This is a genomic window from Streptomyces sp. CNP082 (assembly GCF_059570535.1).
Genome location: NZ_JCANSZ010000040.1, coordinates 40,978 through 65,469 on the forward strand (window position 1 = coordinate 40,978; position 24,492 = coordinate 65,469).

The 24,492-nt window shown below is 70.8% G+C and carries 25 protein-coding genes and 1 tRNA gene; 11 read left to right on the forward strand and 15 right to left on the reverse strand.

Translation table 11 applies throughout. From position 1 onward, the window contains the following. The first annotated feature begins 61 nt into the window (after positions 1 to 61). The 4 genes from B124_RS26595 to B124_RS26610 all read left to right on the forward strand — a co-directional run bounded on the left by B124_RS26595 (position 62) and on the right by B124_RS26610 (position 7,171). Positions 62 to 2,362 (forward strand): heterodisulfide reductase-related iron-sulfur binding cluster, encoded by a 2,301-nt coding sequence (locus B124_RS26595; protein ID WP_496505495.1) that lies wholly within the window; start codon positions 62 to 64, stop codon positions 2,360 to 2,362. 197 nt (positions 2,363 to 2,559) lie between these two features. Continuing rightward, positions 2,560 to 4,098, forward strand: a complete 1,539-nt coding sequence (locus B124_RS26600; protein WP_496505496.1) for an FG-GAP-like repeat-containing protein — start codon at positions 2,560 to 2,562, stop codon at positions 4,096 to 4,098. 171 nt (positions 4,099 to 4,269) lie between these two features. Beyond that, the gene (locus B124_RS26605; RefSeq protein WP_496505497.1) at positions 4,270 to 5,772 is read left to right on the forward strand and encodes an FG-GAP-like repeat-containing protein; all 1,503 of its coding nucleotides are present in this window, start codon (positions 4,270 to 4,272) and stop codon (positions 5,770 to 5,772) included. A 529-nt stretch (positions 5,773 to 6,301) separates the two neighbouring features. Continuing rightward, positions 6,302 to 7,171 (forward strand): Yip1 family protein, encoded by an 870-nt coding sequence (locus B124_RS26610; RefSeq protein ID WP_496505528.1) that lies wholly within the window; start codon positions 6,302 to 6,304, stop codon positions 7,169 to 7,171. Positions 7,172 to 7,189: 18 nt separating this feature from the next. Here the strand turns inward: B124_RS26610 and dcd are convergent, their stop codons facing one another. After that, positions 7,190 to 7,765, reverse strand: coding sequence for a dCTP deaminase (gene dcd, locus B124_RS26615; RefSeq protein ID WP_347582992.1), 576 nt, complete (start codon positions 7,763 to 7,765; stop codon positions 7,190 to 7,192). Between the two features lie 28 nt (positions 7,766 to 7,793). Then, on the reverse strand, positions 7,794 to 7,964 hold the full coding sequence (locus tag B124_RS26620) for a hypothetical protein (RefSeq protein ID WP_496505498.1): 171 nt from the start codon (positions 7,962 to 7,964) through the stop codon (positions 7,794 to 7,796). A gap of 213 nt (positions 7,965 to 8,177) precedes the next feature. Here B124_RS26620 and B124_RS26625 point away from each other — a divergent pair. Further along, a tRNA-Gly gene (locus B124_RS26625) sits at positions 8,178 to 8,248 on the forward strand. A 207-nt stretch (positions 8,249 to 8,455) separates the two neighbouring features. Here the strand turns inward: B124_RS26625 and B124_RS26630 are convergent. Both B124_RS26630 and B124_RS26635 read right to left on the reverse strand, forming a co-directional pair. Further along, positions 8,456 to 9,814 carry an NAD(P)-binding domain-containing protein gene (locus tag B124_RS26630; RefSeq protein WP_496505499.1) on the reverse strand — a complete coding sequence of 453 codons (1,359 nt, stop codon included), beginning with the start codon at positions 9,812 to 9,814 and terminating at the stop codon, positions 8,456 to 8,458. Positions 9,815 to 9,851: 37 nt separating this feature from the next. Further along, the gene (locus tag B124_RS26635) at positions 9,852 to 10,016 is read right to left on the reverse strand and encodes a hypothetical protein (protein WP_496505500.1); all 165 of its coding nucleotides are present in this window, start codon (positions 10,014 to 10,016) and stop codon (positions 9,852 to 9,854) included. Positions 10,017 to 10,118: 102 nt separating this feature from the next. Between B124_RS26635 and B124_RS26640 the strand changes: the two genes are divergently transcribed. Both B124_RS26640 and B124_RS26645 read left to right on the forward strand, forming a co-directional pair. Next, complete coding sequence (locus B124_RS26640; protein ID WP_496505501.1) at positions 10,119 to 11,192, forward strand: flavin-containing monooxygenase; 1,074 nt, start codon at positions 10,119 to 10,121, stop codon at positions 11,190 to 11,192. A 42-nt stretch (positions 11,193 to 11,234) separates the two neighbouring features. After that, entirely contained in the window at positions 11,235 to 11,633 is a 399-nt protein-coding gene (locus tag B124_RS26645) for an ArsR/SmtB family transcription factor (RefSeq protein ID WP_496505502.1), read from the forward strand. A gap of 24 nt (positions 11,634 to 11,657) precedes the next feature. On the opposite strand, the gene B124_RS26650 is transcribed toward B124_RS26645, so the two are convergent. The 3 genes from B124_RS26650 to B124_RS26660 all read right to left on the reverse strand — a co-directional run bounded on the left by B124_RS26650 (position 11,658) and on the right by B124_RS26660 (position 14,166). Continuing rightward, positions 11,658 to 12,722, reverse strand: coding sequence for an ArsO family NAD(P)H-dependent flavin-containing monooxygenase (locus B124_RS26650; protein WP_496505503.1), 1,065 nt, complete (start codon positions 12,720 to 12,722; stop codon positions 11,658 to 11,660). Beyond that, a complete protein-coding gene (arsB, locus tag B124_RS26655) occupies positions 12,719 to 13,855 on the reverse strand; it encodes an ACR3 family arsenite efflux transporter (protein ID WP_496505504.1) in 1,137 nt (378 codons plus the stop codon). Before arsB ends, B124_RS26650 begins: the two co-directional genes overlap by 4 nt. Beyond that, a complete protein-coding gene (locus B124_RS26660) occupies positions 13,852 to 14,166 on the reverse strand; it encodes an ArsR/SmtB family transcription factor (protein WP_496505505.1) in 315 nt (104 codons plus the stop codon). Before B124_RS26660 ends, arsB begins: the two co-directional genes overlap by 4 nt. Positions 14,167 to 14,242: 76 nt before the next feature. Between B124_RS26660 and B124_RS26665 the strand changes: the two genes are divergently transcribed. After that, positions 14,243 to 14,656: an arsenate reductase ArsC gene (locus tag B124_RS26665; RefSeq protein WP_496505506.1), complete on the forward strand. Its 414-nt coding sequence runs from the start codon at positions 14,243 to 14,245 to the stop codon at positions 14,654 to 14,656. 68 nt (positions 14,657 to 14,724) lie between these two features. On the opposite strand, the gene B124_RS26670 is transcribed toward B124_RS26665, so the two are convergent. Beyond that, entirely contained in the window at positions 14,725 to 15,099 is a 375-nt protein-coding gene (locus B124_RS26670) for an ArsR/SmtB family transcription factor (protein WP_496505507.1), read from the reverse strand. A 181-nt stretch (positions 15,100 to 15,280) separates the two neighbouring features. On the opposite strand from B124_RS26670, the gene B124_RS26675 reads away from it, so the two are divergent. Then, positions 15,281 to 15,952: an arsenate reductase/protein-tyrosine-phosphatase family protein gene (locus B124_RS26675; RefSeq protein ID WP_496505508.1), complete on the forward strand. Its 672-nt coding sequence runs from the start codon at positions 15,281 to 15,283 to the stop codon at positions 15,950 to 15,952. A gap of 35 nt (positions 15,953 to 15,987) precedes the next feature. Here B124_RS26675 and B124_RS26680 read toward each other — a convergent pair whose 3' ends face one another. The 5 genes from B124_RS26680 to B124_RS26700 are packed head-to-tail and all read right to left on the reverse strand — an operon-like array spanning position 15,988 to position 20,618. After that, a complete protein-coding gene (locus B124_RS26680; protein ID WP_496505509.1) occupies positions 15,988 to 16,776 on the reverse strand; it encodes a response regulator transcription factor in 789 nt (262 codons plus the stop codon). A 55-nt stretch (positions 16,777 to 16,831) separates the two neighbouring features. Beyond that, entirely contained in the window at positions 16,832 to 17,713 is an 882-nt protein-coding gene (pstB, locus tag B124_RS26685) for a phosphate ABC transporter ATP-binding protein PstB (RefSeq protein ID WP_496505510.1), read from the reverse strand. Positions 17,714 to 17,718: 5 nt separating this feature from the next. Continuing rightward, the gene (pstA, locus tag B124_RS26690) at positions 17,719 to 18,624 is read right to left on the reverse strand and encodes a phosphate ABC transporter permease PstA (RefSeq protein ID WP_496505511.1); all 906 of its coding nucleotides are present in this window, start codon (positions 18,622 to 18,624) and stop codon (positions 17,719 to 17,721) included. Further along, positions 18,621 to 19,568: a phosphate ABC transporter permease subunit PstC gene (gene pstC / locus B124_RS26695; protein ID WP_496505512.1), complete on the reverse strand. Its 948-nt coding sequence runs from the start codon at positions 19,566 to 19,568 to the stop codon at positions 18,621 to 18,623. The genes pstA and pstC overlap by 4 nt, the downstream gene beginning before the upstream one ends. Then, positions 19,569 to 20,618, reverse strand: coding sequence for a PstS family phosphate ABC transporter substrate-binding protein (locus tag B124_RS26700; protein WP_496505513.1), 1,050 nt, complete (start codon positions 20,616 to 20,618; stop codon positions 19,569 to 19,571). Between the two features lie 272 nt (positions 20,619 to 20,890). On the opposite strand from B124_RS26700, the gene B124_RS26705 reads away from it, so the two are divergent. Then, entirely contained in the window at positions 20,891 to 21,199 is a 309-nt protein-coding gene (locus B124_RS26705; protein ID WP_496505514.1) for a hypothetical protein, read from the forward strand. An 11-nt stretch (positions 21,200 to 21,210) separates the two neighbouring features. Here the strand turns inward: B124_RS26705 and B124_RS26710 are convergent, their stop codons facing one another. Together B124_RS26710 and B124_RS26715 are read right to left on the reverse strand one after the other, a co-directional pair. Beyond that, positions 21,211 to 21,549 (reverse strand): hypothetical protein, encoded by a 339-nt coding sequence (locus B124_RS26710; protein WP_496505515.1) that lies wholly within the window; start codon positions 21,547 to 21,549, stop codon positions 21,211 to 21,213. 808 nt (positions 21,550 to 22,357) lie between these two features. Then, the gene (locus B124_RS26715; protein WP_496505516.1) at positions 22,358 to 23,371 is read right to left on the reverse strand and encodes an ArsR/SmtB family transcription factor; all 1,014 of its coding nucleotides are present in this window, start codon (positions 23,369 to 23,371) and stop codon (positions 22,358 to 22,360) included. Positions 23,372 to 23,490: 119 nt separating this feature from the next. Here B124_RS26715 and speB point away from each other — a divergent pair, with 119 nt between their 5' ends. After that, positions 23,491 to 24,468, forward strand: coding sequence for an agmatinase (speB, locus tag B124_RS26720; RefSeq protein WP_496505517.1), 978 nt, complete (start codon positions 23,491 to 23,493; stop codon positions 24,466 to 24,468). The last annotated feature ends 24 nt before the right edge of the window (positions 24,469 to 24,492 follow it).

A 24,492-nucleotide genomic window follows, 5' to 3' on the forward strand; every position in this document is an offset into this window, starting at 1 on the left:
GGAGAAGCGGTAAGTTACCGCTTAGTAGGACACGCAGAGCAGACTGGCCGAGGAGCCCTCCATGCAGCTCGCCGCCATCGTCGTATCGCTGGTGATCACCGCGGTCGGCACCGCGCTCTTCTCGCGCGCCATCGGGCAGATCATCAGCTTCGTCAAGCTCGGCAAGCCCATCCCCGCGGGCAGCCGCACGAACGACCCGCTCGCCCGCAGCACCACCCTGACCAGAGAGTTCCTCGGCCACACCCGGATGAACCGGTGGGGCGTCATCGGTTTCGCCCACTGGTTCGTCGCCATCGGCTTCCTCACCCTGGTGCTGACGCTCGTCAACGCCTTCGGGCAGTTGTTCGCCGCCGACTGGCTGCTGCCGGTGATCGGCGACTGGATCGTGTACGAGCTGTACGTCGAGTTCCTGGCGCTGATGACCACGGTCGGCATCCTCACGCTCATCACGATCCGGCTGCTGAGCCTGCCGTCGAAGGCCGGCCGCAAGTCGCGCTTCGCGGGCTCGACGCTGTGGCAGGCGTACTTCGTCGAGTACGTCATCCTCGTCATCGGCATCTGCATCCTGGTGCTGCGCGGGCTGGAGGGCGCGCTGCACCACGTCGACAACTACGAGGCCGCGTACTTCGTGTCGTACCCGGTCACCGCCGCGGTCGACGCGCTGAGCACGGGCACCGTGCAGAACCTCGTCTACCTCGTCGCGATGATCAAGATCTCGGTCTCGTTCACCTGGGCGATCGTCCTCGGCCTCAACTACACGATGGGCGTGGCCTGGCACCGCTTCCTCGCCTTCCCCAACATCTGGTTCAAGCGCAACGCCGACGGCGCCGTCGCCCTCGGCGCGCTCCAGCCGATGGTCTCCGGCGGCAAGCCCATCGACTTCGAGACCGTCTTCGACGACGAGGGCGGCGAGGAGACCGTCTTCGGCGTCAGCCAGGTCGAGCACTTCTCCTGGAAGGGCATCCTCGACTTCTCCACCTGTACGGAGTGCGGGCGCTGCCAGTCGCAGTGCCCGGCCTGGAACACCGGCAAGCCGCTGTCGCCCAAGCTGCTCGTCATGTCGCTGCGCGAGCACGCCGCCGCCAAGGCCCCGTACCTGCTCGCCGGCGGCGGCAAGTCGGCCGAGGGCGAGGAGAAGGCCACCGCGGAGCAGCTTGCGGACGTCCCCGCCGACGCGCTGGCCGAGGCCGAGCGCGCGCTGATCGGCACCGCGGCGGAGCAGGGCGTCATCGACCCCGACGTGCTGTGGTCCTGCACCACCTGCGGCGCCTGCGTCGAGCAGTGCCCCGTGGACATCGAGCACGTCGACCACATCGTCGACATGCGCCGCTACCAGGTGATGATCGAGAGCTCGTTCCCGTCCGAGGCGGGCACGATGCTGAAGAACCTGGAGAAGAAGGGCAACCCCTGGGGGCTCGCCAAGAAGCAGCGGCTGGCGTGGACCAAGGAGCTGGCGGCGGAGACGGGCATCGAGATCCCGGTCGTCGGCAAGGACGTCGAGGACCTCTCCGAGGTCGACTACCTGTACTGGGTCGGCTGCGCGGGCGCGCTGGAGGACCGGGCGAAGAAGACCACCAAGGCGTTCGCGGAGCTGCTGCACATCGCCGGCGTGAAGTTCGCGATCATGGGCGGCGACGAGAAGTGCACCGGCGACTCGCCGCGGCGGCTGGGCAACGAGTTCCTCTTCCAGCAGTTGGGCGAGGAGAACGTCGCGATGCTCAACATGGCCTTCGGTGAGGACGAGGACGAGGGGGTGACGGTCGAGAAGGCGAAGAAGAAGATCGTCGCCACCTGCCCGCACTGCTTCAACACCATCGCCAACGAGTATCCGCAGCTCGGCGGCGACTACGAGGTCATCCACCACACGCAGTTGCTCCAGCACCTCGTGGACGAGGGCCGGCTGGTCCCGGTGACGCCGGTCGAGGGGATCATCACGTACCACGACCCCTGCTACCTGGGCCGGCACAACAAGGTCTACACGCCGCCGCGCGAGATCATCGCCAAGGTCCCGGGCGTACGGAACGAGGAGATGCACCGGCACAAGGAGCGCGGCTTCTGCTGCGGCGCCGGCGGCGCGCGCATGTGGATGGAGGAGCGCATCGGCAAGCGGATCAACGACGAGCGCGTGGACGAGGCGCTGTCGCTGAACCCGGACATTCTGTCCACCGCGTGTCCTTTCTGCCTCGTGATGCTTACGGACTCCGTAAACGGCAAGAAGAACGCGGGGGTGGCGAAGGAGTCGCTGGCCGTCGTGGACGTGGCGCAGCTCCTGCTGGACTCGGTGAAGACGCCGGCGGAGGAGCCGCCGGGCGACGGCGCCGCGACGGCGGAGAGCGAGCCGGAGCCGCAGCCGGCGGCGTAGGACAGGACGCAAGGCGGGGGTACCACGAGCAACCCCCCACGGCGGCCGGCCCCGTAAGCCACACGGGGCCGGCCGTGGGGTGTCAACCCCCCGTTGTTGGCGCATTGGTTGGTACAACCATCGCCGGGTGAGGTGTGTCGTATGACGCGAGGGTGAACGCAACCCTCCCGTCACACCGTCACCGGAAGGAACCCCCCATGCGCCTCCGCACCCTCGCCGCCTTAACCGCCTGCCTCGCCACCGCCGGCACGGCGGCCGTCACCGCCCAGGCGACGGGCGCGGAGGACCCGGACCCCGCGGCGCCGGCCGCCGCCTCACCCGCCTCCTCACCCGCCTCCTCGCCCGCCGCCTCCGGCGCCGCTGACGCCCGTACCGTACGGGCCGACTTCGACGGCGACGGCCACGCCGACCTCGCCACCGCCGCCCCCGGCGGCACCGTCGCCGGCCACTCCGGGGCGGGCTACGTGCTCGTCAGCTACGGCTCACCCGACGGCGTCGCCGCCCCCGCGTCCGTCGTCCTCACCCAGGGCACCGCCGGCGTCCCCGGCGACCCCGCCGCCGACGACCGCTTCGGCGACCGGCTCGTCGCCCGCGACCTCGACGGCGACGGCCTGACCGACCTCGCCGTCACCGCCCGCACCGACGACGGCGACGCGGCCGGCTCCGTCACCGTCCTGTGGGGCCGCGAGGGCGGCCTGACCGGCGACGGCGCCGCCCGCGCCCAGGTGCCGAGCGGCGGCGGCCTCGCCCGCGACCTGCATGCCGGCGACTTCGACGGCGACGGCGAGGGCGACCTGCTGGTGCCCAGCAGCCGCGGCGAGAGCGGCGAGGCGTACACCGTCCTGTACGGCCCGTTCACCCGCGCCGGCGCCCCCGCGCGCGAGAGCGGGCTGGTCGAGATGAAGCCCGAGGACAGCCTCGACGGCGTCGCCGTCGGCGACGTGACCGGCGACGGCGCGGACGACCTCGTGGCGTTCTTCAGCTACCAGGGCAACGCCGAGGGCGGCTGGTTCTGGACGGGCGGCCCCGACGGGCTGACGCGCAGCGACGCCGCGCTGCCCAGCGGCGCCTCGCCGACGCTCGGCGACTTCGACGGCGACGGCTACGCCGACCTCGCGTACCGCAAGGTCGGCGCGAGCGTCGAGGACCTCCCGTACGGAAAGGGCAAGGTGAGGGTCGTCCACGGCACGGAGAACGGCCCCAGCGCCACCCGGAGTTCGGCCTTCACGCAGGACACCGCGGGCGTGCCGGGCACCGGCGAGGCCGGCGACCAGTTCGGCGCCCGGCTCGCGGCGGGCGACGCGAACGGCGACGGCTACGACGACCTCGCCGTGGGCGTGCCGTACGAGGCCGTCGGCAGCAAGCGGGCGGCCGGTTCCGTGGTGCTGCTGCCGGGCGGCGACGGTGGTCTGCGGGCGGCGGGGGCGCAGGCGTTCCACCAGGACACGGCCGGCGTGAAGGGCGTGGCGGAGGCCGGGGACCGGTTCGGCGCGGCGCTGGCGTTCGGGGACGTCACGGGCGACGGCCGGGCGGAGCTGTCGGTGGGCGCGCCGGACGAGAACGGGACGGGCGCGATCTGGTCGCTGCGCGGCGCCGCGGGCGGGCTGACGGCGACGGGGTCCGTGGCGTTCAGCCCGGACAACTTCGAGGGCCCGGGCGGTACGGACGCGGGGGCGCGGTTCGGCGCGGGCTTCGCGGGTGAGGACGCGGGTCACTACCTGACGGGTGCCGAGTGACCCACTGAATCCCACGAACTATGTTCATTAACCAACAAGTTCATGGAAGGCCGGATGAGCCACACGAAGGGCGGTTGTTCGTACAACCCCGGGTGAACGCCAGGTGTCTCACAGGGTGAGAGGCCCACTGAGTAGCCGTACCCCTGTTGCATCTACGTTCAGGAGCCCGACATGCCGCGCAGCCGCCGTACGCCCACGACCGCCACCGCCTTGGCGGCCTCTCTGGCCGTCGTCGCCGGCGCCGTCCTCACGGGCGGCGCCGCGCCCGCCGCGGCGGCGCCCGCCGGGGCCGCCGCCGCACCCGCGGCGTCGCCCGCAGCCGCGCCCGCGAAGTTCCACGACGACTTCAACGGCGACGGCTACCGCGACCTCGTCGTCGCCGCCCCCTCCGGCACCGTGAGCGGCGTGCGGCGCGCCGGGTACGTCGCCGTGCTCTACGGCTCCGCGGGCGGCCTCGACACCGCCGAGCGCAAGGTCCTCAGCCAGACCACCGCCGGCGTCCCCGGCACCTCCGAGGCCGGCGACGCCTTCGGCGCCACCCTCGCCGCCGCCGACTTCGACCGCGACGGGTACGCCGACCTCGCCGTGGGCGTCACCGGCGAAGACCTCGGCGGCGTCGCGGACACCGGCCGCACGGTCATCCTCTACGGCTCCTCCGGCGGCCTGTCCGGCAGCGGCGCGCAGGACCTGCGCCCCGCCTCGCTGACCGAGGGCAACGCCTACGCGACGGGCCTGGCCGCGGGCGACTGGTTCCACGACGGGTCGACGGCGCTGGCGATCCTCTCCAAGGACCACCTGGAGCTGTACGGGGGCTGGGGCGCGGCCCGCAGCCCTGCGCGCGCGCAGTCGGGCCACCCCTTCGCCGACTTCCCGGAGGAGTTCACGCCCACCGGCCTGGTCGGCGGCGACTTCGAGGGCGACGGCGCCGACGACCTGGTGGTCACCGGCAAGAAGTGGTCCCTGGAGTACCTGGAGGGCTACTCCCTGTATCTGAAGGGCGGCGGCCCGGAGGGCTACACGCGCACGGAGTTCGCGGGCGGGCCCGTGGGCGTCGCGGGCGACATCGACAAGGACGGCGCCGACGACCTCGCGATCGGCGATCCCACGGTGCTGGAGCACGGCGAGTGGGACCTGTCGGGCGGCGAGGTCGAGGTCTGGTACGGGGCCGGCGGCGGGCCCGGCGTGGGGCAGCCCGAGGTGTGGAAGCAGGGCAGCGGGGGCGTCCCCGGTGCGTACGAGCTGGAGGACCGCTTCGGCGGCGACGTCTCGCTGGGCGACGTGAACGGCGACGGGTACCCCGACCTGGCGGTGGGCGCCGAGGGCGAGGCGATCGGCGCCGCCGACGACGCGGGCGCGGTCTGGCTGCTGCGCGGGTCGGCCGGCGGGCTGACCACGAGCGGGGTGCAGCACTTCAACCAGGACACCGCCGGCGTCCCGGGCGCCGCCGAGGCCGGCGACCTCTTCGGCTCCGACGTCCGGCTGCACGACGCGAACCGCGACGGCAGGTCGGGCCTGATCGCGGGCGCGCCGGGCGAGAACGCGGGACATGGGTACGCGTGGGTGCTGCAGGCCCGTAGCGGCGGGCTGACGGCGGACGGGTCGTGGACGTTCGACGGGGCGTCGGTGGGCGCGGACGGGGCGAACGCGAGGTTCCCGGAGACGATCGCGGAGTAGCTCCCCACCACCGTCCCCGCAGGGGGAATGACACCTTCTCTCACTGTACGAACCAACTAGCCGTATTCCTGCAACCTTTGGCCGCGGTACGGGGTCTTCTGATCGCGGACTCCGACCGCGTGCCCGGGAGCCCCCGCATGCCTCATGGCGGACGGGGCGGTGGCGATCCACCCGTCGACGGTGGGGATGCCGACGACGGGGGACCCGGGGTACGGCTCGGAGTCCGCGGGCTGAGGAGGAGCGCCGCGGGGGACGGCGCCGTAGCGCCGCAGAGACGGCCGGGGCCCGGACCTCCCCCGGCCGGGCCCTGGCTCACACCGGGGCACGTACGCCCCCCGCTCACACCCGCGTACGCGCCCGCACCCTCCGCCCCCTGCCTGCCCCCGCCCGCCCCGGGCCCGTAGGGCGAATCCCCTAGAGAACCCCTACGGAACGTGCTGTCTTGGCCACAAAGGTCCCCCGTATTCCCGGGCACCGGTGACCTGGGCGGGCGGGACCGGGTACGTTCGATTGCGTGGCAGGTTTCAGAATGGGCCGGGGACGCGAGTCCCACGGCGGTCGGCAGCAGGGTGGCCCGCAGTACGGCGGTCCCCCGCCCCCGTACGGACACGGACCGGGACAGCCCCAGCACGGCGGCGGCCAGTGGCAGCAGCCCCACGGCGGCCGGGGCCCGGGCCCCGAGTACTACGCCGGCGGCCACGACCCGTACGCCGCGGACCGCCCCGGCAGCACCCAGCCGTACGGCATAGCCGGAGCGCCCGACGCCTACGGCCCGTACGACGACGGCCGCTACGACGACCGCCGGTACGACGACGGCCAGGTCTACCGCGCCGGCCAGTCGGCGGCCCCGCCCGTGGGCCCGCGGCTGCACTGGAGGGACCTGCTCAGCGGACTCGTCTTCCATCCGAACCGCACTTTCTGGCAGATGCGGGACCACGCCATGTGGGGCTCCGCGCTGACGGTCACCTTCCTCTACGGCCTGCTCGCGGTCTTCGGCCTGGAGGAGGCCCGCGACGAGGTGCTCGACTCCACGATCTCCGCGAGCATCCCGTGGATCGTCGCCACGGGCATCGCGGTCACGCTCAGCGGCCTGGTGATGGGCACGGTGACGCACACCCTCGCCCGCCAGATGGGCGGCGCGGGCGCGCTGGCGCCGACGGTGGGGCTGGCGATGCTGATCGTGGCGGTCACGGACGCGCCGCGGCTGCTGGTGGCAATGTTCGTCGGCGGCGAGGAGCCGTTCGCGCAGGGCGTGGGCCTGCTGACGTGGCTGGCGGCGGGGGCGCTGCTGACGTCGATGGTGAGCAAGTCGCACGATCTGCCGTGGCCGCGGGCGCTGGGGGCGTGCTCGATCCAGTTGCTGGCGCTGCTGGCGATGTTCAAGCTGGGCACGCTCTGAGCCCGTACCGTACGGGCGTCAGATGACCGTGCGGTGGAAGTTCTGGTACGACCGGGAGGGCGTGGGCCCGCGCTGCCCCTGGTAGCGGGAGCCGTACTTGGCGGAGCCGTAGGGGTGTTCGGCGGGCGAGCTGAGCCGGAACATGCAGAGCTGCCCGATCTTCATGCCCGGCCAGAGCTTGATGGGCAGCGTGGCGACGTTGGAGAGCTCCAGCGTCACATGCCCGCTGAACCCGGGGTCGATGAACCCGGCGGTGGAGTGCGTGAGCAGCCCGAGCCGGCCGAGGCTGGACTTGCCCTCGAGCCGGGAGGCGATGTCGTCGGGCAGGGAGATGACCTCGTACGTGGAGGCCAGCACGAACTCCCCGGGGTGCAGGATGAAGCACTCGTCGCCCTCGGGCTCCACGAGCCGCGTGAGGTCGCTCTGCTCGACGGCGGGGTCAATGTGGGGATAGCGATGGTTCTCGAAGACCCGGAAGTAGCGGTCGAGGCGTACGTCGACGCTGGACGGCTGGATCATCCCGTCGTCGAAGGGCTCGATCCGTACCCGCCCGGCGTCGACTTCGGTCCGGATGTCCTTGTCGGAGAGCAGCACGCCCCGACCCTACCGGCTGCCCCCCGCGCTACCGCGCCTCGCCCTTGCCCACCGGCACGACGTTCCGCAGCCGCGCACACCGCGGACACCGCACGAGCCCGCCGGACCCGAGCCGCCGGGCGGCGGCGACGTTCTGCATCGGGAGCGAGGTGGTGCTGAAGACGTGCCCTTCGGCACATCGGACGACGGTGGTCTCCATCAGGCTCCTTCCCCGTAACGCAACAAAAGCCACACTAGGGGACCAACCACCCCACCCCAACAACACCCCCACCCCAACGCCACCCCACCGTAACCCCAACTCCCGCCCCCACCCCCCACATCCGGCCGCCAGCACCAAGCAGCCCCCCGACGACCTCGCCGGGGGGCGCACATACGGTAGAGTGGCAGCGAAGCGCCCGCAGGGGCGTTCTGCGCGGGCGTAGTTTAATGGTAGAACATGAGCTTCCCAAGCTCAGAGCGCGGGTTCGATTCCCGTCGCCCGCTCCGTAACGAGTCCCCAGGTCGGAGACCTGGGGACTATTCGTTGTCTGGACCAGTTGAGAGCCGCGCGCCGTTCGCGTGCCACAAATGCCCGAATAGCGCGTGGACTTGAGCGGCACTCACAGGCAGTACACGAATGGCCACCCGCCATCTCGTATCGCGGGACGGCGTTCCTGCGCGTCGAGTTCCTCGGTCGATATGGCAGGGAGGTCAGCAGCCTCGGGTGGTGGTGCCGATCTGGATGAGTTCGGCGGCGGGCGTGGCGCAGCAGCCGTCGGTTTGTGCGGTGTCGGCCGCGGCGGAGTCTTCTTCGGCGGTGAGGCCGGTGCCGCTGCAGACGCCGGTTTCGGGGAGGGTCAGCTCGACGCGGGCGGCGGCTTCGTGGTCGCCGGCGAGGGCGGCGGCGATGGAGCGGACCTGTTCGAAGCCGGTCATCGCCAGGAAGGTGGGGGCGCGGCCGTAGGACTTCATGCCGGCGAGGTAGACGCCGCTCTCGGGGTGGGCCAACTCGGTGGCGCCGTGGGGGTAGACGGTGCCGCAGGAGTGGACGTTGGGGTCGATGAGCGGGGCAAGCGCGACCGGGGCCTGGAGGCGTTCGTCGAGTGCGAGGCGCAGCTCGTCGAGGAACGACAGGTCGGGGCGCAGTCCGGTCAGCGCGATGATCTCGTCTACGGGTTCGCTGCGGCGGCCGTCTTCGGCGACGAGGACGAGGCGGTGGCCGTCGCGTTCGACGGCTGCGGTGCGGAAGCCGGTCTCCGGGGTGGCGTGGCCGTTGTCGACGGCGGCCTTGGCGGCGAGGCCGAGGGCGCCGCGGGCGGGGAGCTGGTCGGCTTCGCCGCCGCCGTAGGTGTTCGTGCCGATGCCGCGGCGCAGGATCCACCGGGTGTGGGTGCCGGGGGTGGCGCGGGCGAGGTCGGCGAGTGCGGCCAGGGCGGTGAAGGCGGAGGCGCCGGAGCCGACGACGGCGGTGGTCCTGCCCGCGTAGCGGGCGCTTACGGCCGGGTCGGTCAGCTCGGGAATGCGGTAGGTGATGCGGTCGGCGGCGGCGCGCTCGCCGAGCGCGGGAAGGCCGTTGGCGCCCAGCGGGCTGGGAGTTGACCAGGTACCGGAGGCGTCGATGACGGCGCGTACGAGGATGCGTTCCTCGGTGCCGTCGGCTCGTGCGACGTGGGTGGTGAACGGCTGGGCGTCGCGGTCGGTGTCGACGACGCGGTCGCGGCCGGCGCGGGCGACGCCGGTGACGGTGGTGCCGTAGCGGACGCGGTCGCCGAGGGCGTCAGCGAGGGGCTGGAGGTACTGCTGGGCCCATTCGCCGCCGGTCGGGTATGCGGTCTCGTCGGGCTTGGTCCAGCCGGTGGGGGCGAGGAGCTTCTCCGCGGCGGGATCGGTCAGCTCGGCCCAGGTGGAGAAGAGTCGCACGTGCCCCCATGCACGTACCGCGGTGGCCGCGTGCGGCCCGGCTTCCAGCACGAGCGGTTCGATGCCGCGGTCGAGGAGGTGGGAGGCGGCGGCCAGTCCGACGGGGCCGGCGCCGATGACGGCGACGGGCAGATCGGGTGTGTTGTTCATGACGGGTGCGTCCTCAGTTCCTGTACGACGTGACGGTTCAGCGGGTGGGTGCGTGGGTGGCGAGTGACTGGTGCAGACGTCGGCGGTGTGCGTCGACCCGGCAGGTGGTGTCGCACACCTGTGCGCAGCCGTCGCAGAAGTGGACGCCGGCGAGGCGTCGGGAGGCGGCGCGGGTGAGCGCCGCCTTGATGCGTACGACCACGTAGACCCCCTTGATCGATATTTGTCGATGCTTGCGTCCTCAGCATGGCATCTGATTCGATGAGCGTCAACATAGACATTCATCGAATAGGGAGGATCCGTCGTGGAGAAGTTCGACGTCGCGGTGATCGGAGCGGGCCAGTCGGGACTGGCCGCCGCCTACGAACTGCGCCGGCACGGCCTCGCGCCTGTGGTGCTGGAAGCCTCCGACCGCCCGGTCGGCTCCTGGCCCCGCTACTACGACAGCCTCACGCTCTTCTCCCCCGCCCGGTACAGCGCGCTGCCGGGGATGGACTTCCCCGGGGACCCGGAGCACTACCCGCACCGTGACGAGGTCGTCGCCTACCTTGAGCGCTACGCCGCCGGCCTGGACGCCGACGTCCGCACCCGCGCCCGGGCGGCGGCCGTGGTGTCCGACGGGCCCGGCTTCGTCGTGCGCACCGAGGAAGGTGCGGAGTACGGCGCACTCGGGGTGGTGGTGGCCGGCGGCTCCCGCCCGACGCTTCCCGACCTGCCCGGCGCGGGCGGCTTCACCGGCGAGTTGCTGCACGTGGCGGACTACCGCAACCCCAAGCCGTACGCGGACAAGCGCGTGGTCGTCGTCGGCGCCGGGAACTCCGCGGTGCAGATCGGCTACGAGCTGGCCGACGTCGCCTCCGCGGTCACCCTCGCCTCGCGCGCGCCGGTGGCGTTCCTGCCACAGCGCTCCCGCGGCCGGGACGTCCACCACTGGTCGGTGACCAGCGGCTTCGACCTGCTCCCCCCGCAGTGGCTGGCCGCGATCGTGCCCGGCAGGCTGGTCAACGACGCCGGCGACTACCGGCAGGCTCTGGACGCCGGCCGACTGGTGCGCCGGCCGATGTTCACCGCGCTGGACGGCGGGGACGTCGTCTGGTCGGACGGCAGCCGCGAGTCCGTGGACGCGGTGCTGCTGGCGACCGGCTATCAGCCGAACGTCGGCTTCCTCGCCGGTCTGGGTGCCCTGGATGAGCGGGGTCTGCCGCTCCACTCAGGCGGGCTGTCCCTCACCCACCCGGGGCTGGTGTACCTGGGGCTGGAGTTCCAGCGCTCCTTCGCCTCCAACACCCTGCGCGGCGTCGGCCGGGACGCCGCCTACGTCACAGGACCGCTGGCCGCCTACGCCGGCGGAGCCCCTGCCGCGGTCGGGCTCAGTTGATTCGATCCATGCAAACATAGACACACATCGAATAAGGAGAGGGTGATTCCGGTGCTGGAGCCCGAGCCTCCTGAGGCGGTGGCCCGCTGCTGTCCGCCGCTGACCGAGCGGCCTTTGACGGCCGACGAGGCGGTGAGGACCGCCGTCATGTTCAAGGCGCTGTCCGATCCGGTGCGGCTGCGGCTGTTCTCCCTGGTCGCCTCGGACGACGGGGGCGAGGCGTGCGTGTGCGACATCTCGGACGTCGGCGTCTCGCAGCCCACCGTGAGCCACCACCTGAAGAGGCTCAAGGAGGCCGGCCTGCTCACCTCCGAGCGGCGCGGCAGGTGGGTCTTCTACCGCGTCGAGCCATCGGTCCTCACCGCCATAGGCCAGACGCTGTGGCCTACTCCGTTGCCTGATACGTACCGGGTCGCCCGCGTCGGCATCAGCGGGCCATGAGCACCGCGGTCTGGGGGCCGGGGTTCAGCGGTGCAGCAGCGTCGCGAGTTGGCGGGCCGCGTCGCGGGCTGGGCGGCCGGCGCCGATGAGGGTCGCGGATGCCGGGCCGGTCCAGTCGCCGTAGCCGAGCAGGTGCACACGGGGTTCGCCCGCAGCCTGGGTGCCGACGGCGGCGATGCGGCCGGCCGCATCGCGCAGGCCCAGTGGGGCGAGGTGGGCAAGAGCAGGCCGGAAGCCGGTGCACCAGATGACCGCGTCGGCCGGTGCGGTGGTCCCGTCCTGCCAGGCGACGCCGCTTTCGGTGAGGCGGCTGAACATGGCCTCGGCTTTGAGGAGCCCGCGGTCGCGGGCTTCGCGCACCGGCGGCACGGCGACGATGTCGCCGAGCGAGGCCACCCCGCCGGTGTCAGGCTCACCACGCTCCAGGGCGCGGCGCCGCGCGGTGGCGGTGTCGAACAGGGCGCGGCCGTCGATGTCGTCGGCGAGGAAACGCGGCGGGCGCCGGGTGACCCAGGTCAGCCGCACGGTGCCGGCCAGGTCGGCCGCTGTCTGGGCGCCGGAGTTGCCGCCGCCGACCACGATCACGTGCTGTCCTGCGAAGTCCGCCGGGCTGCGGTAGTCGACGGTGTGCAACTGCCGTCCGGCGAAGTGTTCCCGTCCGGGCACGGCGGGCACGAAGGGGCGCCACCAGGTCCCGGTTGCGCTGACCACCGCCCGCGCCCGCCACTGACCGGCGTCGCTGTCCACGCGCAGCCACGCGCCCTCGCGGTGCACGCCGTGTACCCGTGCGGGGCGGACGACGGGCAGGTTGTAGCGCTGTTCGTAGTCGGTGAGGTACGCGACGACGTGCGCGGCATCCGGATACGTCCGGCCCGGCTGGACGGGCATCAGACGGCCGGGCAGCGACGAGTAACCCGCGGGGGAGAACAGCCGCAGTGAGTCCCAGGCGTGTCGCCAGGCGCCGCCGGGACGGGTCTGGGCGTCGAGGATGACGAAGTCCAGTCCGAGGCGGCGCAGGTGGTAGCCGGCAGCGAGACCGGCCTGGCCGCCGCCGATCACCACCACGTCGGCCGTGTGCCCGCCGGTCACGACACCTTGCCCTGCGGCACGGGCTCCGCAGAAGTCGCCTCGGCAGTGAACTTGCGGCGCCACGCCAGGGAGACGTACACGAGCGCGACCAGCACCGGGACTTCGATGAGGGGTCCCACGACGCCGGAGAGGGCCTGGCCGGAGGTGACGCCGAAGGTGGCGATGGCGACGGCGATGGCGAGTTCGAAGTTGTTGCCGGCTGCGGTGAAGGCGAGGGTGGTGGTGCGGTCGTAGGCCAGGCCGATGGCCTTGCCGAGAGCGAAGGTGCCGAACCACATCAGTGCGAAGTACACCAGCAGTGGCAGGGCGATCCGCGCGACATCCAGCGGTTGCGAGGTGATGGTCTCGCCCTGGAGGGCGAAGAGGAGCACGATCGTGAAGAGCAGCCCGTACAGCGCCCACGGGCCGATACGCGGCAGAAAGGAGCCCTCGTAGCGCTGGCGGCCCAGCTTCTTTTCGCCGATGCGGCGGGTGAGGAAGCCCGCGAGCAGGGGGATGCCGAGGAAGATGACGACGTTGAGCGCGATCTTCCACATCGAGATGTCGAGGTTCTCGCCGTCACCGAGCCCGAGCCAGCCGGGGAGCAGGTCGAGGTAGAACCAGCCGAGGACGCCGAAGGCCAGGACCTGGAAGACGGAGTTGAGCGCCACCAGGACGGCGGCGGCTTCGCGGTCGCCGCAGGCCAGGTCGTTCCAGATGATGACCATCGCGATGCAGCGGGCGAGCCCGACGATGATCAGGCCGGTGCGGTACTCGGGCAGGNCGGGCAGGAAGATCCAGGCCAGGGCGAACATCACCGCAGGACCGATCAGCCAGTTGATGACCAGCGAGGAGGCCATGAGTTTCCGGTCGCCGGTGACGGCGTCGAGGCGGTCGTAGCGGACCTTGGCCAGCACCGGGTACATCATGATCAGCAGGCCGAGGGCGATGGGCAGCGAGATGCCGCCGGTCTCCACCTTCGCCAGCGCGTCGTCCAGCCCGGGGACCGCCCGGCCCAGGCCGAGGCCGGCGGCCATGGCCAGCAGGATCCACACAGCCAGGAAACGGTCCAGCGTGGACAGCCGGGCGACGACACTCGCGCCGTCCCCCTGGGACGGCGCGGCGGCGGGGTCGGCGGTTCCGGCGGCGGTCACGGGCAGGCCCTCTTCCGATTGGTGTCAGCGGTGGTGCGCGCAGTAGCGGCGAGCTGGGTGAACGCGCTGGCCACGCCTTCGATGACCTCCGGGCGCAGCCTGTAGTACGTGAAGCGTCCGCACGGCTCCGTCTCCACCACCCCGGCCTCGCGCAGCACCCGCAGGTGGTTGGAGAGATTCGTCTGCCGCGCGCCCGTCTCCTCCACCAGGTGCGTGGTGCACAGCGTCTCCACGGCCAAGAGTTCGACGATCCGGAGCCGGAGGGGATCGGCCAGCGCCCGGATCACTTCAGTATCGACTGACGTCAGCATGGGCTGATAGTGTCACATCAGGCAGAGCTGATGCCACCCCGCTCCGCCGTAGCGAGACAAGAGAGACGAGACCGCGATGCCCCACAAGCCTTCTGTCCTGTTCGTCTGCGTCCACAACGCCGGCCGCTCCCAGATGGCCGCCGCCTGGCTGACCCACCTCGCCGGCGACCGGGTCGAGGTCCGCTCCGCCGGCTCCGTCCCTGCCGACGCCGTCAACCCCGCGGCCGTCGAGGCGATGCGGGAGGTCGGCATCGACATCGCCCACGAGCAGCCCAAAGTCCTCACCGTCGACGCCGTGCAGGCATCCGATGTCGTCATCACCATGGGCTGCGGCGACACCTGCCCCGTCTTCCCCGGCAAGACCTACCTCGACTGGGATCTCGACGACCCGGCCGGACAGGACGTCGCAGCCGTACGCCCCATCCGCGACGAGATCCGCACCCGCATCGAGGCCCTCATCGCCGACATCACCCCGCAGGAGGGCACGTGAGGCGGCTTCGTAAGCAGGGAGGGTGAGCCGGGCCAAGGCGCCGTGCGGTGCCGGGAGCAGCGGCGGAGTCAGCCCTCGGAGGGCGGGGCGAGGATCTCGCGAACCCTCTGCAGGCCCTCCTGGTTGAGAGAGAACCAGCTCCACGTGCTGCGGCGCTCACGGCTCAGCAGCCCCGCCTCGGTCATCAGCTTCAGGTGATGGCTCACGGTCGGCTGCCGCAGACCCAGGCACTCGGTCAGATCGCACACGCAGACTTCGCCGTCGGGGGCGCGCTCGATCAGGCGCAGGATCTGAAGTCGGGTGGGGTCGGCGATCGCCTTGAGGATCTTGGCTGTGCGCTCGGCCTCGTCACGGTCCATGAGCAGGCACGCCAAGCGCGGTGTACAGGTCTTCGCCGCAGGCGGGCCTGCCTCCGGCGCCGCGCCGAGTTCCGTGATGGCCATCCCATCACCATAGATATTGATCGATGCGGCCGGTGTGATCCAGGCCCCAGCGCCCGGATTGTTCACCGAGCGTTCATTCTTTGCGCAAGATTACTCGGAGAATTGCCCAATAGATAGATGGGCATCTATTATTTGGCTGTCGTAAGCCGCCCCGGTCAACAGGCGGGCAGAGGAGGTCACGGTGGACGAGCAGCCGCCTCCCGTGGGACCTGCCACACCGTCCCTGCGGGACATGGGCGCAGTGCTGGAGCGGATCACGGACAGGCTGGCCGCGCGGCACCGGGCCGCGTTCTCCCGTGGCACGGTTGCCCGGTACGTGTGGGAGTGCGCCTGTCTCCTCGCGGTCCGCGCGCGGGTGGCGACGTATCTGCCGGTGCTGGTCGAGCGGTTCGCGGACCAGCGGCTGGGCGCGCTGGCACGCGGGTTGGGCCTGTCCCCCCGGGCTGTGCCGGAGGTGCTGTTCGTCTGCACGGAGAACGCCGGCCGTTCGCAGCTTGCGGCCGCGCTGCTGCGCAGCAGCGCGGCGGGCGCGGTGCACGTGCTCACCGCGGGCTCCGCGCCCGCCGCGGAGATCGCGCCCGTGGTACGTCGTCTGCTGGCGGAACTCGGGCTCCGGGCGGATGACGAGTTCCCCAAGCCCCTGACCACAGACGTGATCACGGCCGCCGACGTGGTGGTGACGCTCGGCTGCGGCGATGCGTGCCCGGTTCTGCCGGGGCGGCGGTACCTGGACTGGGACCTGCCGGAGTTGGGCGGGCTGGACATCGACAGTGCCCGATCGGTGCGCGACGCGCTGAGGGCACGCGTTGACCGTCTGCTGCGGGAGTTGCTGGAGCAGTCGGCACTCGTCTGACCGCGCTGCCACCGCAGCGTGCGACCGGCGGCGGCTCAGAGGCCGGGGGTCGTCCGGCGGGGGATGGCCGGGTCGCCGGCTGCCGGTGGGCTGCACTCCAGGCGGTAGCCGATGCCGCGGATGGAGTCGATGGTGCAGCAGGTTCCGGGCTCCTCGAGGAGGCGGGTGCGCAGCCGGCGTATGTGGACGGTGAGGCTGTTGCTGTCGAGGGAGTCCACGCCCCACACCGCGCGGGTCAGCTCCTCGCGGGTGACGACCCGGTTGGGGCGTTCCATCAGGTAGCGCAGCACCATGAACTCGCGTACGGGCAGCGCGATGGAGCGACCGCGGATATAGAGGTGGTAGCCGGCCAGGTCGAGTTCGATGTCGCCGACGACGAGGCTCTGCGGTTCGCCTGCCGGGCTCCGGTGTTCCGGGGCGAGCAGCGGGAGGATCTCCTCGATGCGGTAGGGGCGGGCGACGAAGGCCACGGCGCCGGCGGACAGGGCCGCGGTCGCCTCCCGCGCTCCCTCCGGGCCAGCGCCCACGATGACCGGTTGGGGGCAGAGCCGGGCGATCAGCTCGGTGACCCTGGCCGCGTCGACGACCGGCAGCGGAGCTGCCAGCAGCACCGCCCTGGGGCTGCGGGAGCCCACGACCAGCAGTGCCTCCGCCCCGTCCCGGCAGGTGACGACCTTCACCAGAGCTGCCTGCAGCCGTGCCGTGACGTCCTTGGCCAGCGCCTCGTCTGGCTCGGCCAGGACGAGGTCGGGTTTGTTCTCGCCGCCGGGGCCGGAAACGTCGGCCGGCCGGGGTGCGGGGAGTCGGTGAAGGTCGGGATTCACCCGGTGTTCTCCTCTACGTGAGGCGCGCAAAGGGAGCCGCAGCCGGACGGCTCCGTCAGCCGAAGCGTCCGGTGATGTAGTCCTCGGTACGGGAGTCGGTGGGGCTTTCGAAGATCTTCGTGGTGGTGTCGTACTCGACGAGCCGGCCGTGCCGGACACCGGAGTCGTCGACGTCGGCGGTGAAGAACGCGGTCCAGTCCGAGACACGGGCTGCCTGCTGCATGTTGTGGGTGACGATGACGATGGTGAACTCCGAAGCCAGTGACGCCATCAGGTCCTCGATCTTGGCGGTGGCGATCGGGTCGAGGGCCGAGCAGGGCTCGTCCATCAGGATCACCTCGGGGCGTACGGCGATGGCGCGGGCGATGCACAGGCGCTGCTGCTGCCCGCCGGACAGCGCCAACGCACTGTCCTTGAGCTTGTCCTTGACCTCGTCCCACAGGGCCGCGTCGGTCAGGGCCTCCTCGACGATGTCGTCGAGCTGGCTGCGGGTGAGCCGGCCGGTGTGCGTGGCGTTGACGCGCGGGCCGTAGGCGATGTTGTCGTAGATGGACTTGGGGAACGGGTTGGGCTTCTGGAAGACCATGCCGATCCGCCGGCGCACCTCGATCGCGTCGATGTCGGGGTCGTAGAGGTCCTCGCCCTGGTAGACGACCTTGCCGGTGACGCGCGCGGTGGGGATGAGGTCGTTCATCCGGTTCAGGCAGCGGATCACGGTGGACTTGCCGCAGCCGGACGGGCCGATCATCGCCGTGATCTGGCGCCGGCCCACGGTCATGGTCACGTCCCGGACCGCCTGGTGGCTGCCGTACCAGACGTCGAGGTCGGAGATCTCGAAGACGGGCTCGGCGAGCGAGGGGGTGCGGTCGTGCTTCTTCAGGCCCACGTCGAGGCCGAGGGACGTCCCGGTGGCGGGCGTCCGGTCTTCAGTGGTCATCACGGTCACCATCGCTTGGAGTAGCGGTTGCGCAGCCAGATCGCGGCGGCGTTCATGAGCATCAGGATCGCCAGGAGCAGGACGATCGCGGCGGCGGCGAGGTGGTGGAACTCCTCGCGGGACTGCGTGGTCCAGTTGTAGATCTGGATCGGCAGCACGGTGTACTCGCTCTGCATGCCCTCGGGGTTGAAGGCCACGTACGTCACCGCGCCCAGCATGATCAGCGGCGCGGCCTCGCCGATGGCGCGGGACAGCGCGAGGATCGAGCCGGTGGCGATGCCCGGCACGGCGGCGGGCAGGACCTGGCGGCGGACGGTCTGCCACTGCGTCGCCCCGAGCGCCAGGGACGCCTGGCGGATCGACTGCGGTACGGCCCTGATGGCTTCGCGCGCCGAGATGATCACTACGGGGAGCACGAGCAGCGAGAGCGTGAGCGAGGCGGTGATCACCGTCGTGCCGAGCTGCAACTGGCGGGCCAGGATGCCCAGGCCCAGGATGCCGTAGATGATCGACGGGACGGCGGCCAGGTTCTGGATGTTCAGCTCGATCAGCCGGTTGTACCAGCGGGTGCCGTCCGCGTACTCCTCCAGGTAGATCGCCGCCATGATGCCGGTGGGCAGGCAGAACAGGGCGGTGAAGGAGATCACCCAGACCGTGCCGGAGATCGCGGACTCGGCGCCGGCCTGCTCCGGGCGCACCACGGAGGGGAAGTTGCTCCACAGCCGGGAGTCCAGCCGCGGCATGGCCTCGCTGAGGATGTAGGCCATCAGCACGACGAGGAACACGATGCCGACGGCAAGGCAGGCGAGCAGCAGGGCCGCGAACGCGGTCTCCCCGGGCCGGAAACGCCGGCCCGTCAGGCGGCGCGGCGGCGCGGCGTCGGCGGGTGCGCGGGTCTTGGTCAGACTCACTCGTACACCTCCCGGTACTTGCGCACGAGCCGGATGCTGATCAGGTTCATCAGGAAGGTGATGACGAACAGCAGCGCTCCGACCGCGAAAATGGTCTTGTACTCGATCGACCCGGTGGGGACGTCGCCGGAGGCGGCCTGGGCGATGAAGCCGGTCATGGTCTGCATCGCGTGCCGCGGATCGAAGGACAGCTCCGACTGCGTACCGGACGCGATAGCGACGATCATCGTCTCGCCGATGGCGCGGGAGATACCCAGCACACAGGCGGCGACGATGCCGGACAGCGCGGCCGGCACCACGACCCGGACCGAAACGACGCGGCGGCCGGAGCCCAGCGCGTACGCGCCGTCGCGCAGCGAGCGCGGCACGGCGGCCATGGCGTCCTCGGAGAGCGACGCGATGGTCGGGACGATCATGATGCCCATCACCAGCCCCGCGGCCAGGGCGTTCTGGAAGTCGGGGCCCTCGCCGAACGGCCACCACTCCCGCAGCCGCGGGGTGAGGAAGGACAGCGCGAAGAAGCCGTAGACCACCGTGGGCACCCCCGCGAGCACCTCAAGGGCGGGCTTGAGCATGCCCCGCACCCGCCTGCTCGCGTACTCGCTGAGGTAGACCGCCGCGCCCAGCCCCACCGGGATCGACACCAGCAGCGCGATCACCGTGATCAGCAACGTGGCGTTCAGCAGCGGCAGGACGCCGAACTCCGGATCCTGGAACAGCGCCGTCCACTCCGTACCGGTGAGGAACTCCCCGACCTCCACCTCACCGAAGAACTCGACCGTGGGCGGCAGGAGCGAGACGACGATGCCGACCGTGGTCGCCACCGACACCAGGGCCGCGAGGAACAGCAGGCCCCGGATGGCCTCCTCGCCGTATCGCGGACGGCCCCGCCGCAGAGACCGGGGACCGGTCTCTGCGGGAGGCTTCCTGCGTACGTCCGTCACTTACGGCTTCTTCAGCTTGTCGAGATCCGCCTGCAGCTCGCCCTCCTGCTGGGCGTTGAGGGGAATGAACTGCGCCTGCTCGGCGATCTCGGCGTGGTTCTCGACGTAGAACTCGATGAACGCCTCCACCTGCGGCTTTTCCAGCGCCTTGGCCGAGGGATAGATGAACAACTGGCGGCCCAGCGGGGTGTAGGTGCCGTCCTGCGTGGTCTCGACGCCGGGGGCGATGCAGCCGTCGCCGCCGTCGATCTGCAGGACCTTCAGCTTGTCCTGGTTCTCCTCGTAGTACGAGAACCCGAAGTAGCCGAGCCCGCTGGCGGAGCCGGCGACGCCGTTGACGAGCACGTTGTCGTCCTCGCTGGCCGTGTAGTCCGAACGGGAGGCGCCCTCCTCACCGTTGACGGCGTCGGTGAAGTAGTCGAACGTGCCCGAGTCCGTACCCGGGCCGAAGAGCTTCAGCGGCTCGTCGGGGAAGGACGGGTCCACCTGGTTCCAGTTGTCAACCTTGGAGTCGGGCTCCCAGATCTTCTTCAGCTGCTCGGTCGTCAGGCAGTCCACCCAGTCGTTGTCCTTGTGGACCACGACAGAAAGCGCGTCGTTGGCGACGGCGAACTCCTCGAAGGTGACGCCGTTCTCCTCACAGACCTTCTTCTCCTCGTCGTCGATCGGACGCGAGGCGTCGGAGATGTCGGTGCTGCCGGCGCAGAACTTCTCGAAGCCGCCGCCGGTGCCGGAGGTGGCGACGGTGACGTTCACACCGCTCTCCTCCTCCTTGAAGAACTCGGCCGCCGCGGTGGTCAGCGGAGCCACGGTGCTGGAGCCGTCGGCCTTGACGCTGCCCGACAGCGCCTTGCCCTCGCCGCCGGAGCCGGAGCCCCCGCCGGCGTCCTCACCGCCGCACGCACTCGCGACCAGCACGACAGCCGCCGTCAGGGCCACGGGAGCGGTGACCCGGCGGAACGTAGTGGAAGTGTTCACAAGACTCTCGATCCTGATGTCTGCCGGGATGCCCAGCCGGTGGAACGGGCGCAGCGCGCTCCGCTCGGACACCAATGAATCGAAGTCCGCCTATATGAACAGACGGTGTATCAGCCCCCACGGGGGAATGAACTATAGCCAGTCATCTATATAGACGGATCTTGTTCTTTCCAGCTCGGCCGCGTTAACCCATCGCGCCCGACGAGCGGCGCGGCGAGATCAAGCACCGCCGTTAGGGAGGAGTTCACCTCCCCGTCGCGCGGGGCGCCGTCCCTGTCCCTAGGTTTAGATAGACAGCCACCTATGTACGTAGCGGCATCAGCCCGGGTCCCGGAGAGGCGGACATGAACGGAGGATCACTGCTGATGGAACCGCCGGACGAGGACTCGTACATCGACCTGCCCATCCGGGCGCCGTTCGGCTGGAGACTCGCCGGCATTCGAGGCCGACACCACATCCCCACCGTCGGCACGCTGGTTCACCGCAAGAAGTGGTACTCCGCGAAGGTCCGCGTACGTTTCCACCCCGCGGGGGCGGCTGACCCCGAGACCTTCACCACCGACTGGAACACACTGGTGGAAATCATCTGCGCCCGGACGCCTGCCGAGGTCCGAACGCTGATCTCCCTCTGCCTGCCGCCCGTGGACAGCTAGGGCCGTCGGGATCAGGACCGGGCGGCGCTCGGCTCCTCCGCTGTACGACCGGGTGGGCGGGAAACGACGACCGCGCATACCGCCGCGACGGGGATCGCGGCGAGGGTGAGGAGGGTGACGGGGTAGCTGCCGGTGAGGTCGTGGCCGACGGAGACGGCGACGGGGCCGAAGGCGCTGGCGGCCACGGTGATGGTGTGGGCGCTGCCGCGGGTGGCGCCGAAGTATGCGTGCTGAAGTAGAGGTCCGGCTCGGGCGCGACGGCCGTAGAACCCCTGCTTCAGCAGCGCGACCGCTCCCACCCGCTGCAGCCCATCCAACTCCGGAGCGAGCTGCGCGATCTGAGCGTCCACCGTCACGACGTACGTCACACCGCCAGCCCGACAGGACCGGCGCCGCGCGCGGGAGCAAACGCCGCGACACCCGACGCACCGCAACAACACCTCCTCCGAGCCACGGCCACGCGCACGCCGAGCCCGGCCGGAGGTGCTGCCCTCGGGCTATTCGCGTGCCACACGCCGTGGCAAAGGCGGGTCGACAAGGGTCAGAGAAGGTGCTCCACCAGTATCCGGAAGACGCACGTCACCGCAGCTCAGGACCATATGGCAGCGCCGAGGTCGCGGGATTCCCAAGCTCAGAGCGCGGGTTCGATTCCCGTCGCCCGCTCCGCGACAACCCCCTAGGCCAGCAGCCCGGGGGTTGTTTGCTGGGTGGGGTCGGCGCGGGTCCGCGTGCCAGATCCGTGCCAGCCCCTCTTGCGCAGGGCCGCGTTCTCCGCCCCCAGCGGCGTGGGCGCTCGGCGGGCGCCTTTGCCCGGCGCCCCCGTGGCCGGCTCGCTCCGGCCGCCCGCATCCAGTTCCGCAACGTCTCCGGGTTCACCCCCAGACCAGCGGCGACCGACCTGATCGTCGCCTCCCGGCCGCGACCCGTACAACGCGACCGCATCCGCCTTGAACTCCGGCGGATAGTGCTTCACGACCACAGGACATCCGTTCTCCTGGACTCAAGATCCACGTATCCCGGGTGTCCAAGATCCGGGGTCAAGCTCCACCCTGGCGTCAAGGTCAAGGTCAAGGACGGGAGACGGCATCAGGCAGCCACCCCGGCGGACTTTCGTGGTCAGCGCACTGGCGGCCGGCCGGCGGAGCTGGTCGCAGGGATCTACGGGGCCGGATGGCGGTTGGCCAGTTGGTCGCCGAGGGGGCTGCGGCGGTACAGGACCCGCCGTCCGTGGCGTGCCCGGGTGACCAGGCCCGTGTCGTACAGCACGCGAAGGTGTTGGGACACGGCGCTCGGGGTCACCCTGAGGCGGCGGGCGATCTCCGTTGTTGCCAGCGGCTCCTGCAGGAGACGGAGCAGTCTGGCCCTGGGCGTACCGAGAAGCGAGGCGAGAGCGGTCGCGTCGGCGGCCGGTGCCGGGGCCCACAGCGTCGCCACCGCGCGGCTGGGATAGGCAAGGACCGGTGGTTCGTCCGGGCTGATGGGGGGCGCCGGCTTGTGGGCGAACACGGACGGGATCAGCAACAGCCCGCGGCCGGAGGCCGTGACGCGGTAGTTGCCGATCACCTTGTCGATGTGCAGCACTCCGTCGTGCCAGCGCAGGTTCGGGTGCATGTCGGCGAAGAGCAGGCGGGCGCCTCCGACGGCCAACTGCTTCGCACGGTAGGTCATGTCGGCTTCCAGCACGAGCTGCATCTGCGGCCATGCCGGTCTGATGGCGAGTTCCCAGTACTGCTGCAGAAGTCCGCAGACCGTGTCGAGGAGTCCGGCGACGGGGGTGTTGGTGTCGTCGGCATGGGCGTCGGCGAAAGCTGCGGCGGCGTGGTGAAAGGGTGCGGGAAGCGGGTCGGGGGCGTACACGGCCTCAAGTTCCCGGCGGACTACGTGAGGGGAGGTGCGGCGGACGGCGGCCAGTTCGTGTTCGAAGGACGGGGCGAAGTTCGTGGGCCGTGGGGTCAGGAAGTCGGGAACCGTGTGGCGCCTTCCGACCAAGGACATCAGCAGGCCGGTGTCCAGCGCGCCGAGCCTGGGGAGGACGGCCCTGCGCCATGGCAGGTGCAACGCGGACAGGCCCGGATCCCGCAACACCCGCAGACTGAGCACGGTCTCCTGCAGGGGGGAGACGGCGAACCTGGTGTCGGCGAGATCCTCGACGCCCAGCGCGAAGCTGATCATTAAGCCCCAGGCTACATCGATTGGCGGGGCATCGTCGCTGCTGTGGACTCCACCGCATGACACAGCAAACACGTGGCGAAGGCGCCACGGCCGGTGGCCGACCGGCCCTACCGCCCGGCATGCAGGCCCAACTTGATGCGTCCTCGTACCTGGGAGTGCCGACGTTCGGCCGGCGGCCCCACCTCACCGAGCCGGAACAACTCGACGAGTGGCGGCCCGACGTCGCGGTGATCGGCGCGCCGTGGGACGACAGCACGACCAACCGTCCCGGTGCTCGTTTCGGGCCCCGGGCACTGCGCGCCAGCGCCTACGACGCGGGCAGCTACCACCTCGACCTGGAGATCGAGATCTTCGACCACCTCAACGTGGTCGACTACGGGGACGCGCTGGTCCTGCCCGGCATGTGGGAGCTCTCCCGAGACGCCATCCGCCGGCGGATATCCGAAGTGGTGAACCGCGGCATCATCCCCGTGGTGATCGGGGGCGACCACTCGGTGACGTGGCCGAGCGGGATGGCCGTCGGAGCGCATCACGGCCACGGCCGGATCGGGATGATCCATTTCGACGCGCACGCCGACACGGCTGATGTTCTGCGCGGCAATCTCGCCAGTCACGGCACACCGATGAGGCGGCTGATCGAGTCGGGAGCGATCGCCGGAAGAGACTTCATCCAGGTCGGGCTCCGGGGCTACTGGCCACCGGCCGAGGTGCAGCAGTGGATGCGCGAGCAGGGCATGCGCCATCACCCGATGCAGGAGATCTGGGAGCGCGGCATCAAGGCGGTCATGGACGATGTCATCGCCGAGGCGACCGACGGTACGGACGGCATCTACATCTCGATCGACATCGACGTGCTCGACCCCGGGTTCGCCCCGGGGACCGGGACACCTGAGCCCGGGGGGCTCGCTCCGGCCGATCTGCTCAGAGCCGTCCGCCGGATCGCCCTGGAGACCAACGTGGTGGCACTCGACGTCACCGAGGTCTGCCCTCCGTACGACCACGCCGACCTGACGGTCAACAATGCCCACCGGCTGATCTGGGAGACGCTCGCCGGCCTGGCCTTCAACAAGCGTGCCGGGGCACGGGTGACGTCGTGACCTCAAAAGACATACGCCGCAAGG

Coding starts and splice junctions, on each gene's coding strand:
- B124_RS26595 (WP_496505495.1), top strand. CDS start 62: ATGCAGCTCGCCGCCATCGTCGTATCGCTGGTGATCACCGCGGTCGGC.
- B124_RS26600 (WP_496505496.1), top strand. CDS start 2,560: ATGCGCCTCCGCACCCTCGCCGCCTTAACCGCCTGCCTCGCCACCGCC.
- B124_RS26605 (WP_496505497.1), top strand. CDS start 4,270: ATGCCGCGCAGCCGCCGTACGCCCACGACCGCCACCGCCTTGGCGGCC.
- B124_RS26610 (WP_496505528.1), top strand. CDS start 6,302: ATGGGCCGGGGACGCGAGTCCCACGGCGGTCGGCAGCAGGGTGGCCCG.
- B124_RS26620 (WP_496505498.1), bottom strand. CDS start 7,964: ATGGAGACCACCGTCGTCCGATGTGCCGAAGGGCACGTCTTCAGCACC.
- B124_RS26630 (WP_496505499.1), bottom strand. CDS start 9,814: ATGAACAACACACCCGATCTGCCCGTCGCCGTCATCGGCGCCGGCCCC.
- B124_RS26660 (WP_496505505.1), bottom strand. CDS start 14,166: ATGCTGACGTCAGTCGATACTGAAGTGATCCGGGCGCTGGCCGATCCC.
- B124_RS26665 (WP_496505506.1), top strand. CDS start 14,243: ATGCCCCACAAGCCTTCTGTCCTGTTCGTCTGCGTCCACAACGCCGGC.
- B124_RS26670 (WP_496505507.1), bottom strand. CDS start 15,099: ATGGCCATCACGGAACTCGGCGCGGCGCCGGAGGCAGGCCCGCCTGCG.
- pstB (WP_496505510.1), bottom strand. CDS start 17,713: ATGACCACTGAAGACCGGACGCCCGCCACCGGGACGTCCCTCGGCCTC.
- B124_RS26705 (WP_496505514.1), top strand. CDS start 20,891: ATGAACGGAGGATCACTGCTGATGGAACCGCCGGACGAGGACTCGTAC.
- B124_RS26715 (WP_496505516.1), bottom strand. CDS start 23,371: ATGATCAGCTTCGCGCTGGGCGTCGAGGATCTCGCCGACACCAGGTTC.
- speB (WP_496505517.1), top strand. CDS start 23,491: ATGCAGGCCCAACTTGATGCGTCCTCGTACCTGGGAGTGCCGACGTTC.